The 13,697-nt window shown below is 37.3% G+C and carries 14 protein-coding genes; 7 read left to right on the top strand and 7 right to left on the bottom strand.

Going from position 1 to position 13,697, the window contains the following annotated elements; genetic code table 11:
- The first annotated feature begins 118 nt into the window (after positions 1-118).
- Both H4J52_RS09370 and H4J52_RS09365 read left to right on the top strand, forming a co-directional pair.
- The gene (locus H4J52_RS09370; RefSeq protein ID WP_182181561.1) at positions 119-490 is read left to right on the top strand and encodes an RNA-binding S4 domain-containing protein; all 372 of its coding nucleotides are present in this window, start codon (positions 119-121) and stop codon (positions 488-490) included.
- A 323-nt stretch (positions 491-813) separates the two neighbouring features.
- Positions 814-2,511 (top strand): proline--tRNA ligase, encoded by a 1,698-nt coding sequence (locus H4J52_RS09365; protein ID WP_182181560.1) that lies wholly within the window; start codon positions 814-816, stop codon positions 2,509-2,511.
- A 119-nt stretch (positions 2,512-2,630) separates the two neighbouring features.
- Here H4J52_RS09365 and H4J52_RS09360 read toward each other — a convergent pair whose 3' ends face one another.
- The 3 genes from H4J52_RS09360 to H4J52_RS09350 all read right to left on the bottom strand — a co-directional run bounded on the left by H4J52_RS09360 (position 2,631) and on the right by H4J52_RS09350 (position 4,644).
- Positions 2,631-3,893 (bottom strand): hypothetical protein, encoded by a 1,263-nt coding sequence (locus H4J52_RS09360; RefSeq protein WP_182181559.1) that lies wholly within the window; start codon positions 3,891-3,893, stop codon positions 2,631-2,633.
- 415 nt (positions 3,894-4,308) lie between these two features.
- Entirely contained in the window at positions 4,309-4,452 is a 144-nt protein-coding gene (locus H4J52_RS09355) for a hypothetical protein (protein ID WP_182223201.1), read from the bottom strand.
- A gap of 33 nt (positions 4,453-4,485) precedes the next feature.
- A complete protein-coding gene (locus tag H4J52_RS09350; protein WP_182181557.1) occupies positions 4,486-4,644 on the bottom strand; it encodes a hypothetical protein in 159 nt (52 codons plus the stop codon).
- Positions 4,645-4,810: 166 nt separating this feature from the next.
- On the opposite strand from H4J52_RS09350, the gene H4J52_RS09345 reads away from it, so the two are divergent.
- Both H4J52_RS09345 and yfbR read left to right on the top strand, forming a co-directional pair.
- Positions 4,811-6,025, top strand: coding sequence for a pyridoxal phosphate-dependent aminotransferase (locus H4J52_RS09345; RefSeq protein ID WP_182224568.1), 1,215 nt, complete (start codon positions 4,811-4,813; stop codon positions 6,023-6,025).
- Between the two features lie 25 nt (positions 6,026-6,050).
- Complete coding sequence (gene yfbR, locus H4J52_RS09340; RefSeq protein ID WP_182181555.1) at positions 6,051-6,644, top strand: 5'-deoxynucleotidase; 594 nt, start codon at positions 6,051-6,053, stop codon at positions 6,642-6,644.
- Between the two features lie 80 nt (positions 6,645-6,724).
- Here the strand turns inward: yfbR and H4J52_RS09335 are convergent, their stop codons facing one another.
- Positions 6,725-8,275, bottom strand: coding sequence for an HD domain-containing phosphohydrolase (locus H4J52_RS09335; RefSeq protein WP_182181554.1), 1,551 nt, complete (start codon positions 8,273-8,275; stop codon positions 6,725-6,727).
- A gap of 627 nt (positions 8,276-8,902) precedes the next feature.
- Here H4J52_RS09335 and H4J52_RS09330 point away from each other — a divergent pair.
- From H4J52_RS09330 to H4J52_RS09320, 3 genes are all read left to right on the top strand, one after another.
- The gene (locus tag H4J52_RS09330; protein ID WP_182224567.1) at positions 8,903-10,627 is read left to right on the top strand and encodes an acetolactate synthase 3 large subunit; all 1,725 of its coding nucleotides are present in this window, start codon (positions 8,903-8,905) and stop codon (positions 10,625-10,627) included.
- Entirely contained in the window at positions 10,627-11,124 is a 498-nt protein-coding gene (gene ilvN, locus H4J52_RS09325; protein ID WP_182181552.1) for an acetolactate synthase small subunit, read from the top strand. Before H4J52_RS09330 ends, ilvN begins: the two co-directional genes overlap by 1 nt.
- A 74-nt stretch (positions 11,125-11,198) precedes the next feature.
- On the top strand, positions 11,199-11,651 hold the full coding sequence (locus H4J52_RS09320; protein WP_182181551.1) for a GNAT family N-acetyltransferase: 453 nt from the start codon (positions 11,199-11,201) through the stop codon (positions 11,649-11,651).
- Positions 11,652-11,663: 12 nt separating this feature from the next.
- Here H4J52_RS09320 and folD read toward each other — a convergent pair whose 3' ends face one another.
- From folD to H4J52_RS09305, 3 genes are all read right to left on the bottom strand, one after another.
- A complete protein-coding gene (gene folD, locus H4J52_RS09315) occupies positions 11,664-12,524 on the bottom strand; it encodes a bifunctional methylenetetrahydrofolate dehydrogenase/methenyltetrahydrofolate cyclohydrolase FolD (RefSeq protein ID WP_182181550.1) in 861 nt (286 codons plus the stop codon).
- Between the two features lie 149 nt (positions 12,525-12,673).
- The gene (locus tag H4J52_RS09310) at positions 12,674-12,922 is read right to left on the bottom strand and encodes a hypothetical protein (protein WP_182181549.1); all 249 of its coding nucleotides are present in this window, start codon (positions 12,920-12,922) and stop codon (positions 12,674-12,676) included.
- Between the two features lie 101 nt (positions 12,923-13,023).
- Positions 13,024-13,533: a YcgN family cysteine cluster protein gene (locus tag H4J52_RS09305; RefSeq protein WP_182181548.1), complete on the bottom strand. Its 510-nt coding sequence runs from the start codon at positions 13,531-13,533 to the stop codon at positions 13,024-13,026.
- Between the last annotated feature and the right edge of the window lie 164 nt (positions 13,534-13,697).

Genomic DNA, 13,697 nt, shown 5'->3' with positions numbered 1-13,697 from the left:
CTGTTTATGTAAAGCGCCATGAATAAAATGACATTAAATAATATATGCCTTATCCATGTAACTATTCTTTATGTTATAATTATTGTTACTAAACTTACTATTATTTGGCTAACTTTTCATGTCTGAACACCCTATTATTAATATCTCGATTGAACCTATCGAGCTTTGTAAATTACTAAAAATTGCCAATATGGTTGGCGGTGGCGGTGAAGCAAAAGTTGTGATCAGTGAAGGTTATGTGCTCGTTAATAATGAAGTGGAATTTCAAAAACGCAAAAAAATTCGCCATGGTGATACGGTTGAATTTGATGGCGAAATTTTTGAAGTCGCCTATAATCCAAAACTAAAGTCCTCTGGCCCTGCTAAACCTGTTGCTGGTGTTAAAAACAACGCCGTTAAGAAGAGCAAAGCTAAAGCATCGGTTAATTCAATAGAGCAATCTATTGACCCCTCTCCTTTACCAGCGAAAAGAAGACCAATTTCATTTTAAAAATCAGCGACGTTTAACACCCTCTTCTTAACGTTCGCCTTTATGGTGTGGGGAATGATTATCCCCTCGCGATACTCTTCCTAAAGCAGAATTTATTCATTGTGCCCCATCAATCGATGTTCAGCATTATTTTTTGAAAAAGGTAATAAGGAAATGCCGAAATAAAACTCAAAGACTCATTTCGCCCTCTTCGTAGCTATTATGGCGAATAAAATCACGCTCATTTTTATTCACCTCACTCTATATTTTTCTTTTGCCTATCGCCTAGCCCTGCTAGAATAACCGACAATTATTTACTCGATATTTTACGGAACCTTTAGTCAATGCGTACTACTCAATACCTACTTTCAACCTTAAAAGAAACGCCAGCGAGCGCCGAAGTTATAAGCCATCAATTAATGTTACGTGCTGGACTTGTTCGAAATGTTGCTTCAGGTTTATATACTTGGTTACCCACTGGACTTAAAGTATTAAGAAAAGTTGAAAATATCGTTCGTGAAGAAATGGAACGAGCGGGTGCAATTGAAGTGCTAATGCCGATGGTTCAACCTGCAGATTTATGGGAAGAATCTGGTCGTTTAAACGATTATGGCCCTGAATTACTCCGTATAAATGACCGTCATAATCGTGCTTTTGTTTTAGGCCCAACTCACGAAGAAGTTATCACGAAACTCATCGCTAATGAAATAAATAGCTATAAGCAATTACCGCTTAACGTTTTTCAAATTCAAAATAAATTCCGTGACGAAATACGCCCTCGTTTCGGTGTGATGCGCGGTCGTGAATTTTTGATGAAAGACGCTTACTCATTTCACTTAGGTGAAGAATGTTTAAAGAAAACCTATCAAAAAATGTTTGACGCTTATTGTCATATATTTGATCGCTTAGGCTTAGATTATCGTCCCGTTATTGCAGACACAGGCTCAATCGGTGGCGAAGCGTCACATGAATTTCATGTACTAGCAGACTCTGGCGAAGATGATATCGCTTTTAGTGACAACAGCGATTTTGCTGCCAACGTTGAAAAAGCAGAAGCCTTAGCACCCAAAGGTGAACGAGCAGAGCCAACGCAAGAAATTAAAACGGTAGAATTAAAACTTGAACGTTTAATAAAAACCTCAGACATAGATTTAAAAACGACCGTTAAAACGCTATTAGTGCTGGGTTCTACTATTGAAGGTGAGCCAGAAAAAATTATTGCACTAGTACTGCGTGGAGATCATCAGCTAAATGAAGTTAAAGTTGAAAACTTAGCAGGTGTAGCCTCACCTTTAACATTTGCAACTGATGAACAAGTGTCTGCCGTTGCTAATTGCCATATCACCTCACTAGGGCCTAAAGGCTTAACTGTTGACGTTATTGTCGATCATAGTGCCGCTCATCTAAGCAACTTTGTCTGTGGCGCTAACGTAAATGGTCAATCTTATACTGGGGTTAACTGGCAACGAGATTGTGGTGAAATCAATATTCAGGATATCCGTAATGTAGTTGAAGGCGATCCTAGCCCATGTGGTAGTGGAAATATCGTTATTAAGCGCGGTATTGAAGTTGGTCATATTTTCCAGTTAGGTGATAAATATGCCCAAGCCATGAACTGTGGTGTTTTAACGGAGAATGGTAAGAATCAAACGTTAACTATGGGTTGTTACGGCATTGGTGTATCACGTATTGTTGCAGCAGCTATTGAACAAAACCATGATCAATACGGGATTAAATGGCCTTCGGCTATTGCGCCATTCCAAGTCGCAATTGTGCCAATGAACATGGCAAAGTCTGCCCGTGTGAAAGAAACGGCTGAAGCCTTATACGAACAGTTACAACAAGCGGGCATTGAAGTTATATTTGACGACCGTAAAGAGCGTCCTGGAGTCATGTTTGCCGACCATGAATTAATTGGTACACCAATATTATTAATTGTCGGCGAACGTAATCTTGATGAACAAAACATTGAAGTGAAAAACCGTATTACCGGTGAGAAGTCGTTAATGGCAATCAGTGATGTAATGTCTTTATTTAGCTAAAAATCATAACCCCTTTCATAAATGTGCAAAAGTGCATTCATGTGTTGAAAGACAGAGTGCCTATCTTGAACATAAAACGCGACCTTACGTCGCGTTTTTATTGCCTGAAATAAGTACTGTTAATCTCGATAAACGGCTATTTTACGTAAACGCTCATCGATATTGCTCAGCATAGTTTGATAAACTAACGAATTGATGTCGTAATAATACTGTTCAAATTTTTGCTGAGAAATACCTTCTGGTAATCCGGTCAATTCAGGTAATAGTAAATCTTCCTCAATGATATCAGCTAAGTGCTCTTGCACTTTTAATGCGCTTTCATCAGAGTCTGTCGCAAGCATTGCCAAACGAGTCCCTGCTCGGTCAGCCATCAAGTCGGCAAAACTAAAACCACTTCCGCCACTGTTTGAATCTAAAAATTCTTTTAATTCACCAATAGCATTACTTGCGGTACTTGTTCCAAATAACTGTAAAGCAACAGAGTAAATAAAGTGTTTTTGAATATCGACTCGTTCGCGTAACATCACCCTCGAGCGACGTTTAGTTCGTTGTTGTAATTGCTTAGTGGACAATTTAGAGATATCGCCAACAAGTAACTCAAACTTATCTGTGCCAAAATAAACGACTAAGGCCATTAAAGCCGCTCGGTTTTCCTTGGCAGGCGAATTCGTTATTCTCGCTAAATTACGTTGTTTTACTAAACCAAAAGTAAAACCAATATATTCTGCCAACGAAAGTTTCATCGTGCCTGACTGCTCTATCGTATCAACGAGGCTTTGGTGATAAAAGCGAATGACTTCAACATCACCATATAAAGCAAGTTTATCGCGTAACGCAAAGAGACTATCTTTATGACTTAATGGTTTATCTTTCAATTTTTCAGAAAGTACAATCTCCATAGATATTCGATTTGAAGTAATATCAACACTTTTAATCATGCTTAATAAGGCCGTGCCAAAGTCTTTTTTAACATATGAATTAGTTAGCCATTCAGCCAATTTAACTAACCCATTCCCTGGTAGAGGGAGACCTCCAACATAAACGGTGCCTAAATCAATACCCTCTTTTGAAGAAACAAGCATCAGCTCAACATTTAGGTACCTAATAATTTTAGGAAACGGTAACGCCAAAGAAAAACTAATCAGGGCGCTGTCTTGAAACAGAATAACATCAGAAGTTAGTTGAGGAATTGCCCTATGGCCAAAAGCACTCAGTCCATGAAGTTCAGCTTGAGTGGCCTGCAAACGTATCGGTTGTTGATCACTTTTTAATGACTTTATTAAGCGTTGTGCTATACGTTGATTTTCAGCTGCAAAATTAGCATCAATTTGATGTATACGTTGCAAGTTTGGAGATGATTGCAATGCTATAAAAATAACCATAATAACGACGCAAAACAATAAGACGAACAAGCATAAAATTCTTTTTAACCAAACCTTCAAAAGTAAACCTTAATTAACCCAATATTATTGGGTCATATTCTGATTGCCTTACCGATAAAAGTATAGCGTTAAATTACACTAATTTAGATGATTAGGTGATGAAACATCACAAAGGTCCCAATACACTTTTCGGTTAAATAATTTTGCTAATCGAACATTCAGCGCTTTAAAGGTTGTTAATGGATCATTATGGAGTTTAAAACATTGCCAAATAAATTGGTGACAGTTATTTTCTATTAAATGATAATCTCGGTTTTGAAAGATTTATTGCTGAGCTCGTTGCGCGGCCAGTTCACTGGCAATAGGTTTAGCTTTTGAGTCACAGGCAATAAAAATATATTTACCTGAACGCTATTTAGTAAAGCGTTGCACAGAAATAAGCTTTAATAAAACCATTACCATCAAGTTCAACAATCGTATTATCGCCCACCCAAAGAGGCGTATGATCGAGTATACCGCCAACGCCACAACAAAAAATTGCGCCGATTTCTGGCTTCACTTTTTCTGTTGTACTAAAAAAGTCAGATGGATACTAAACAATAGGTGACTCATGCTGCTTAAGCATTTGCAGACTTTGCGCATGTTGAGAATAATAGCGTTGTATTTGTTTCTTTTTACGGTCGTGCGCTAACTCTTTAACCGCAAATGCAGATACCGCTGCCGCGCCTAACCGTAATAAAGGTATTGGCATACACCACCTCTTGCTTAAATTTCACTCGATTAATAACAAGATGACGCTTTTATTTCATTAATGCTATAAAAAACTTGCAAGTAACTGTTTCAAAACCGCTAGTTATTAGTAACAATGAGGGTACACCGTCGACTACTATTTGAAAACATTCTATGAGAAGCCTGTAATGAAAAACATCAAAAAATCATCAAAGTTGAATAATGTTTGTTATGAAATTAGAGGACAAATCGCTGCAGAAGCCAGACGATTAGAAGACGAGGGTCATAAAATATTAAAACTCAACATTGGTAACCCTGCCCCATTTGGTTTTGCGGCACCTGATGATATTTTAAAAGATGTTATTCGCAACCTCCCTACTGCACAAGGATATTGTGAGTCTAAAGGTATCTATTCTGCACGTGTGGCTGTTATGCAGTATTTTCAGCAGCAAGGTATTCTAGATGTTAACGTTGAAGATATTTTTATTGGTAATGGCGTGAGCGAATTAATTGTTATGGCGATGCAAGCATTGTTAAATAATGACGATGAAGTTTTAATACCTGCACCTGATTACCCATTATGGACAGCATCTGTGGCACTTTCAGGTGGTAAGGCTATCCATTATCGCTGTGATGAAGAAAACCAATGGTTTCCTGATTTAGTCGACATAGCAAATAAAATTACCGATAAAACCAAAGCCATTGTCCTGATCAACCCAAACAACCCAACCGGCGCTGTATACAGTGAAGCACTATTGAATGGCATTATTGAGCTAGCACGTAAGCACGATTTGATTATTTTTAGTGACGAAATTTATGATAAAATTTTGTATGATCAAGCAACACATATTCCTACCGCGAGTTTGGCGCAAGATGTCTTAATTATCACTATGGGTGGCTTATCGAAGAATTACCGTATTGCTGGTTTTCGCGCCGGGTGGATGGTCATTAGTGGCCCTAAATATCATGCCCAAGATTACCTAGAAGGTTTGAACATCCTTGCTTCAATGCGTTTATGCGCCAACGTACCTTGCCAACATGCTATTCAAACAGCGCTTGGTGGTTATCAAAGTATTAATGAATTAATAAAAGACGGTGGCCGCTTAATAAAGCAACGAAACCTAGCACATAAAATGATCAATGAAATTGATGGTTTATCCTGTAACCCAGCAATGGGTGCGTTATATTTATTTGTTAAAGTTGATCAAGAAAAATTCAATATTGTTGATGATGAAAAAATGATTTTAGATTTACTCAGACAGGAGAAGATTCTGTTAGTACATGGCAGGGCGTTTAATATTACTGAAAAAAATTATTTCCGTTTAGTTTTCCTACCCCATGTTGATGAATTAGTGCCTGCGATGGCTAAACTTAGCCATTTTTTTAGTACATACCGCCAGTAAACCACACTTATATTAGGGAAAAACAATGCAAAGTACTTTCTTAGCTTGGATGTTCAGAATGCCATTAATCAAGCGTTGGGCATTAATGTTTTGTGTAAAACCTGAAAACGTTGCTGAACACTCACATCAAGTGGCTATTGTCGCTCATTTGTTAGCTGTCATTAAAAATAAAAAATTTGGCGGAAACATCAATGCAGACCGTGTAGCAACTATTGCTTTATATCATGAGGCAAGTGAGACTCGATATGGCGATATTGTTAGCCCAACTAAATATGCGAATAAGGAAATTGCAAGAGAATTCAAAAAGATAGAGTATTTAGCAGAAAAAGAATGTTTAGCGTCTTTACCAGAAGAATTCCAAGAGCTTTTTTCAGATATTATTGTGCAAGATAACGTTGAAATACATTATAAAGCAATAGTAAAAGCGGCGGACATTTTAGTCGCTTATATTAAAGCCCTTGATGAGCTCAATCACCACAACCCTGAGTTTTCTCATGTCAAAGAGCGATTAGAAATAAAATTAGACGGACTAAAAAAAGAAATGCCAGAAGTTGAATACTTCATGGAAATGTTTTTACAGGCTTGTTCTGCAACCGTTGATAAAATAAGTCAAAACTAAGTTTAATTATCAAGTAGAACATCACTAAAATGTTCTACTTATTTTCCCAAAGAATAATAGCTTCCAATGATAATAAGGGCTTAAAGTGCCCCATGATCGGGATTCAGCACTCTGATTTGGCAAAACTCATCATAATGTTCGATGAAAGTGTCAATCATTTTCGCTTGAAACTTTTTACCGCGCTGTTCAATTAAGAACGTTTTTATCTCGGTATCAGACCATTTTTCTTTATAACAACGATTAGAACCTAGGACATCAAAAACGTCTGCAATGGCCATAATTCGTGCTTCAAGTGGTATTTCTTCACCACTTAAGCCATCAGGATAACCGCTACCATCCCAGTTCTCATGGTGGTAATGCGCCAGCCTTGCTCCTAACTTTGAAACACTGGTTTGAGATTTTGACAATAATTGAAAGCCTGCCTTAGCATGCGTCTTCATTATTTCCCATTCGTCATCATCAAGCTTTCCTGGTTTGTGAAGTAAGTTAACGGGAACAATCACTTTTCCAATATCATGTAATGGCGCAGCTAAGCGAATAGCATTTATAAAAGCTTCACTTAATCCTAATTTTTCCGCTAACAATTCACAGATAAGTGCAACACGATGCACGTGAGATCCTGTTTCTTTACTTCGCGCTTCAATCGCCTCACCCACAATATACAATAGTTCTTTTTGTGTCTTTTCTATTTCGTGCTGTTTAGATAAACTATCAAGGATAAGCGCGACATTTGTCGCAAAAAGTTCGGCTAGGTTAGCTTTAAAGTGTTCAGAGTCATCTTCAAATTCGATGTAAAGTACTGATGTTGAATTACCTGTTGTTTCATAATAACCGACAAATAATTCGTCTGTTGAATAATGGCTTTTATTATCAAACGCTTTTTTTATCAAGTTTTTAACGTCACTGGATATATCAGAAGCCTCAAGACTGTCTGACTCACTGACATATTTTCCTGTGCAAGCAATAATAAGATTTGAACTAGTTTCATCAAACTCTAATTGGCTTCGCGCAATATAAAGTGCCGAACTATCAACATCCATTAATGCCAGTAAGTGCTTTAATGCTGCAGAACCAAAAGGTTTAAATTGTTTGATTTTCAAAAGGTCGTGGGTTGCTTTTATCAACTGTTTAAATGCATCTAAACTGCGCTGAATGGTCATTATATCGCGGTATGCCCGAATACTTGCATAGACCGTAGTTGTCATTTTACCTGCGGTAAAATCAGTCTTTTCTTTATAATCATTAATATCAAATTCTTTAATCACTTTAGCTTCTGGTGCGGTGCCCGCCTGGCCTGTTCTTAAGATAAGACGTATTGCTTGGTTTTTTAAAGTATTACGGATCCATTCAACAAGCTCCAAACCCGCATGATCTGTTTCCATAACGACATCAACAAAAGCCATACAAAAGGTATCGTCTTTGATTAAGATCTCTTTTGCTTCTTTAGAGGAATAAGCTGAAACAATGTCTAAATTTCGATGCTCTATATAAGCTTCCGCTAAGACAAGCCGGGTGACTTGATGTACAGACTCATCATCATCAATGACCAGTATTCGCCAGGCCTTATTTTTTTTAGGTTTAGATGCTAAAGAGTCGTTTGTGGCTTCTTCTTTAAAGAGAAAATTTGACATTTTTAATTCATATAGTGTGTATGATTAATCATAAATTTAATAGATATATAGAAAACTTCTTACTATTCATATATATAATTAATCAATGTAAAAATTAAAGTTTTTGAAAAACAAATAATAAATTCAAACGGATTGTTTTATTCTAAAACCAAGTGATGGGTTCTCATTACATAAACTTTACAATGACTTGAATAACAGTGTCTACCATTATTTATGTAAAAAAACATTTTAACATCAAAAAATTAACCTTTAATTAACCTATTAACTACTGCACCCAACGATAACATTGCGATAACGAACGTTGCTTATACTAAAACAATCAAAATTAAATTAAAATATTATCAGATTATTAAACTTTATTGTGATTTTTTATTGACACCTCTAGCAAAATATTTTATTAATGTAAGCATAAATAAACTTCTTTTCGGATTTAATTCAAATGAATTTCATGATTGCACTCAATGTCCTCCTCTCTGTCGTCTTGGTGATTAAGCCATTATGGCGTTGGTGTTGTGTGTAAGAAAAGTTAGTCAATAACAAATACAATAAACCCTCGCTCTGTATAAGACCGGGGGTTTTTTTATTCTTGTAACTTTACTTTAATTCTACTTTATAAAAGGCAAGCTCATGACAAAGAAACAATTCACTGGAGCACAGATGGTGGTAAAGGCATTAGCTGCACTAGATGTGAAGTATATTTTTGGCTACCCAGGAGGTACCGTATTAGATATTTATGATGCATTATTTCAACAAACTGAAGTTGAGCATATTCTTGTACGTCATGAACAAGCCGCAACGCATATGGCTGATGGCTTCGCTCGAGCCACTGGCGAAGTGGGTGTAGTGTTAGCAACATCGGGGCCGGGAGCTACAAACTGTATAACAGGAATTGCCACCGCTTACATGGATTCAATTCCAATGGTCGTACTTTCAGGGCAAGTTCCTTCAACACTTATTGGTGATGATGCTTTTCAAGAAACCGATATTGTTGGCTGTTCTCGCCCAATCGTTAAACATAGCTTCAACTGCAGAGTCGTAGAAGAAATCCCTAATATTATTGCTAAAGCTTTTTATATTGCGAGTACAGGAAGACCTGGACCTGTGGTCATTGAGCTACCTAAAGACTTATTAATGCCTACGAGTATGGGTGAATTTCATATTGAGACTGATGTGAAAATGCGATCGTACAATCCTAGTATTAAAGGTCACCATAAACAAATTAAAAAAGCGGTAAAAGCTATCTATGAAGCTAAGAAGTTAGTTGTCTATGCAGGCGGTGGTATTATTATCGCTAATGCATCAGAGTTGTTAACAGAGCTTGTTGAGAAGTTAGATGCTCCTATCACGAATACCTTAATGGGTTTAGGTGGGATTTCAGGGACGCATAAAAACTACATTGGCATGTTAGGAATGCACGGATCTGTTGAAGCGAATAAAACGATGGCAAATGCTGATCTCATCCTTGCCCTTGGCGCTCGATTTGATGACCGTGTGACAAATAACGTGAAGAAATTTTGCCCTGATGCAAAGATTATTCATGTAGACATTGACCCAACCTCTATTTCAAAAACGATAAACGCTCATATTCCAGTTGTTGGGCTGCTTGATGTAGTATTACAACAATTATTAGATGAGTTAACCGCAACAGACTTTAAGCCCAACAAAGAAGAAAGAGCCAACTGGTGGCAGGAGGTTAATCAGTGGCGTGAAATTAACCGCGTAAGTTATGTACAAGAGGGCGATCAAATAAAACCACAGCGGGTTATTGAAGCCATGTATAAGATTACCCAAGGCGAGGCCTATGTTTGCTCTGATGTTGGTCAACATCAGATGTTTGCTGCCCAATATTACCCATTTGCTAAACCTCGCCAATGGATAAACTCCGGTGGTTTAGGCACTATGGGCTTTGGTTTACCGGCAGCTATGGGCGTTAAATTAGCTTTTCCTGAAAGTCATGTTATTTGCATAACAGGTGATGGCTCCATTCAAATGAATATTCAAGAGCTTTCAACTTGTTTACAGTACAACTTACCCGTGGTTATTATTTCATTAAACAATCGTTCTTTAGGTATGGTTCGCCAGTGGCAAGATATGGTTTATGGAGGTCGCCATTCTTCGTCGTATATGGAATCTCTTCCTGACTTTGTAAAACTTGCTGAATCTTATGGGCATGTGGGCATGCAAATAAACCATTTAGATGAATTAGAGGACAAACTTAACGAGGCATTTACGATTAAAAACCGCTTAGTTTTTATCGATGTATTAGTTGACGAAAAAGAACACGTTTACCCAATGCAGATACGATTGGGCGCTATTGATGATATGTGGATAAAAAAAGGAGTGAAAGCATAATGCGCAGAATTTTAGCTGTTCTATTAGAAAACGAACCCGGTTCTTTATCACGTATTGTTGGCTTATTTTCACAACGAGCATTCAATATTGAAAGTTTAACGGTTGCCCCTACTGAGGATCAAAGTTTATCGCGTATCACTATAGCAACAAGAGGTGATGATAAAGTACTCGAACAAATCGTCAAACAAGTGAATAAGCTTATTGACGTTATTAAAATTACCGACTTAACTGAACGTAGCCATGTTGAACGTGAACTGCTGCTGATCAAGGTTTTGGCAATGAATGATAAGTCGCGCACTGAAGTTAAGCGTATAACCGACATTTTCAGGGGCTCTATTGTTGATATTGGCAAGCAAGTTTATACCATAGAGTTAACGGGTGATGCTGAAAAACTTAATGCCTTTGTCAATACGCTCGCCAATGAAACTGAAATCATTGAATCAGTCCGTTCAGGGTGTGTCGGGATTGCACGTGGTGAAAAAGCCCTTAGACTATAAAAAATTAAAGAAAAAACCAAGCAAATGCTTGGTTTTTCATTTTATAATAATAAAAAGAGTTATAAGTAGCACTTATGCACATAACTATTATTACGGCCACTAAAAGTGATAAAAAATCATTGATGCGCTTTTATAAACAACAACACTATAGCGCAGGGTTACTCGGCTTTGATCACACTTATTTGATAAAGTCTTCATCAGAAATTATTGGTGCGGTTATCGTTTCGGCTATAGTTAAAAATAACCCACAATTATTTTTACATGCCTTAGTAATAAAACAAGCACACCGACAGAAAAAATTAGCCACACAACTTATCCAACATGTCCTACTGCAACATTATTGCCAGAATATTTTTTGTTTTGCTGATGAAGCCCTTTGCTACTTTTATCATCTAAATGGCTTTGACCAAATAGCGCCGAGTCAGTTAGAGCAGCGATTATTAAAACGATATTTAGGGATAAAAAAAACCAACAGCACATTATTGGTTTTTCAACGTAAGCTGCTACCCCACAAAAACGAGCAATGATATGAAGTTAAGTTAACCGTTAAGTCTTGCCGCTTCAACGGTGTTTTTCAATAAACAAGCAATTGTCATCGGTCCAACGCCACCTGGAACAGGCGTAATTGCACCACATACAGGCTCAACACTCGTAAAGTCAACATCACCAACAAGCTTACTTTTCCCCTTTTCGTCTTCGATAGGGTTAATACCCACATCAATAACTGTTGCACCTGGCTTTATCCAGTTCGCTTGAACAAAGTTAGGGCGGCCTACCGCAGCAATTAAAATATCAGCTTGCTGACAAATACCAGCTAAATTTTGAGTTCGAGAATGGGCGATGGTCACAGTACAATTTTCTTGAAGGAGTAATAAAGCGACGGGTTTACCAACAATATTCGAGCGGCCAATAACCACCGCATGTAACCCTGATAAATCTGCGCCTAAATGCTTTTTAGCTAGCATGATACAGCCTTGCGGTGTGCAAGGAACTAATCCACCTTGCTCGCCATTTAACAAACGACCACCGTTCATCGCATGAAAACCATCAACATCCTTATGAGGCGTAATAGCGGCAATGATGACACTCTCGTCAATATGTTTAGGTAAAGGTAATTGTACTAATATTCCGTGCACCGCATCATCATTATTTAACACTTGCAGTTGCTCTAATAATTGTGATTGTGTTGTCTCGCTAGGTAACTTAATTTCATTCGAAATCATACCTACTTCACGTGTTTGCTTTACTTTATTACGGACATAAACTTCGCTTGCCGGATCCTCTCCAACAAGCACAACCGTTAAGCCAGGTACAATACCCTTATCTTTTTTTAGTTCTGCAACTTCAATAGCTAATATTTTTCGTAAATCAGCCGCTGCCTGCTTACCGTCAATGATCATGTATATTTCACTTTACTGAGAATGAGAAGAATTATTGGCTATTCACTACTTTCGTATTTTTACAAGGTGTGAATATTTATTGAAGGTATGCTATTGAATTTTTTTAAATTAAGCAAAAGATTTTAATTGATTATCTATTTTAAATAAAATTAAAAGACTGTATTGATTTCAGCGCCATTAAATACTTTTTCTCGTTGTTGCTCTAATTGTGTGATTAAACGTTTTATATCGCCATGATCAATAAAATCAGCATAAGCCTGCTTGGCAAATCTAGCCATCACTTCATCTGTTTCACGATCAAAGTATTGACTTAAATGATCCGCTTTGTCTAACTGACATTTACAGTTTTTTACCCGTACATCAGAATATTTATTCCATAAAAAGCCCGGTGTTAGCACATCTTTTTTTGCATTACAAAGAGACTAGATTTCAGGTAAAGAGAAGTAACAAGAGCGCCAAAATTACTTGGCGTCTTTAAATAAGAGGAAAAAGAATTAACTTAATCAATATCATTTAGGGGCCATGAGACAATATAATCTTCAAAATATTCTATTGCTACATCATCATCTTTAACGATTTTTCCTCGCACCGACATACCCGCTTTATGCATTGCGGACTTTTTACCGTTATTAAGTAATGGATGCCAAGAAGGCATTCCTCGACCTTCTTTTAAACGACGGTAAGTACAACTGGGCGGCATAAAAAAAACACCGTCTAAGTTTTCTTGTGTTAAACGCACACAATCGGGTACTAATGTCGTGCGTTGTTCATACTTTGAACATTGACAACTTTTCTCATTCAATAAATGGCAAGCAATATTCGTGTAATGAATCTGCTCACCTTCGTTGATATAAGTTGTAGGTAATAACTCTGTATCCTGCGTTGTTTCATCGTCGTCAATAAATTTGTTTAGACAGCATTTAGCACAACCATCGCAAAGAGATTCCCACTCAGGTCGACTCATTTCTTCTAATTTTTTGGTTTGCCAAAAAGGAGCTTGTTCGCTCATAAATATTTTCTCTTTTACTTATACCAATGGTACGAATTAAGTTAACATTTTCATAGGGGTCTAAATACCCAAGAACTTCGTTACTTTCAATCCCAATAGCCAGCTATTGCTCGGCAAGTTACTCCTGCATTGCTCTATTTACCAACATCCGTGTCGGGATCAAT

It is taken from the genome of Colwellia sp. MB02u-14 (assembly GCF_014076915.1).
In the GTDB taxonomy this organism is placed as follows: domain Bacteria; phylum Pseudomonadota; class Gammaproteobacteria; order Enterobacterales; family Alteromonadaceae; genus Colwellia_A.
The sequence above is the reverse complement of the archived record's forward strand: the minus strand, read 5'-3'. Positions and strand labels throughout refer to the sequence as shown.

What these genes read in the sequence shown, in the direction of transcription:
- folD (WP_182181550.1), bottom strand. Translation starts at nt 12,524, where the DNA reads ATGATCATTGACGGTAAGCAGGCAGCGGCTGATTTACGAAAAATATTA.
- ilvN (WP_182181552.1), top strand. Translation starts at nt 10,627, where the DNA reads ATGCGCAGAATTTTAGCTGTTCTATTAGAAAACGAACCCGGTTCTTTA.
- H4J52_RS09360 (WP_182181559.1), bottom strand. Translation starts at nt 3,893, where the DNA reads ATGGTTATTTTTATAGCATTGCAATCATCTCCAAACTTGCAACGTATA.
- H4J52_RS09350 (WP_182181557.1), bottom strand. Translation starts at nt 4,644, where the DNA reads ATGCCAATACCTTTATTACGGTTAGGCGCGGCAGCGGTATCTGCATTT.
- H4J52_RS09305 (WP_182181548.1), bottom strand. Translation starts at nt 13,533, where the DNA reads ATGAGCGAACAAGCTCCTTTTTGGCAAACCAAAAAATTAGAAGAAATG.
- H4J52_RS09345 (WP_182224568.1), top strand. Translation starts at nt 4,811, where the DNA reads ATGAAAAACATCAAAAAATCATCAAAGTTGAATAATGTTTGTTATGAA.
- H4J52_RS09365 (WP_182181560.1), top strand. Translation starts at nt 814, where the DNA reads ATGCGTACTACTCAATACCTACTTTCAACCTTAAAAGAAACGCCAGCG.
- H4J52_RS09320 (WP_182181551.1), top strand. Translation starts at nt 11,199, where the DNA reads ATGCACATAACTATTATTACGGCCACTAAAAGTGATAAAAAATCATTG.
- H4J52_RS09330 (WP_182224567.1), top strand. Translation starts at nt 8,903, where the DNA reads ATGACAAAGAAACAATTCACTGGAGCACAGATGGTGGTAAAGGCATTA.
- H4J52_RS09335 (WP_182181554.1), bottom strand. Translation starts at nt 8,275, where the DNA reads ATGTCAAATTTTCTCTTTAAAGAAGAAGCCACAAACGACTCTTTAGCA.
- yfbR (WP_182181555.1), top strand. Translation starts at nt 6,051, where the DNA reads ATGCAAAGTACTTTCTTAGCTTGGATGTTCAGAATGCCATTAATCAAG.
- H4J52_RS09370 (WP_182181561.1), top strand. Translation starts at nt 119, where the DNA reads ATGTCTGAACACCCTATTATTAATATCTCGATTGAACCTATCGAGCTT.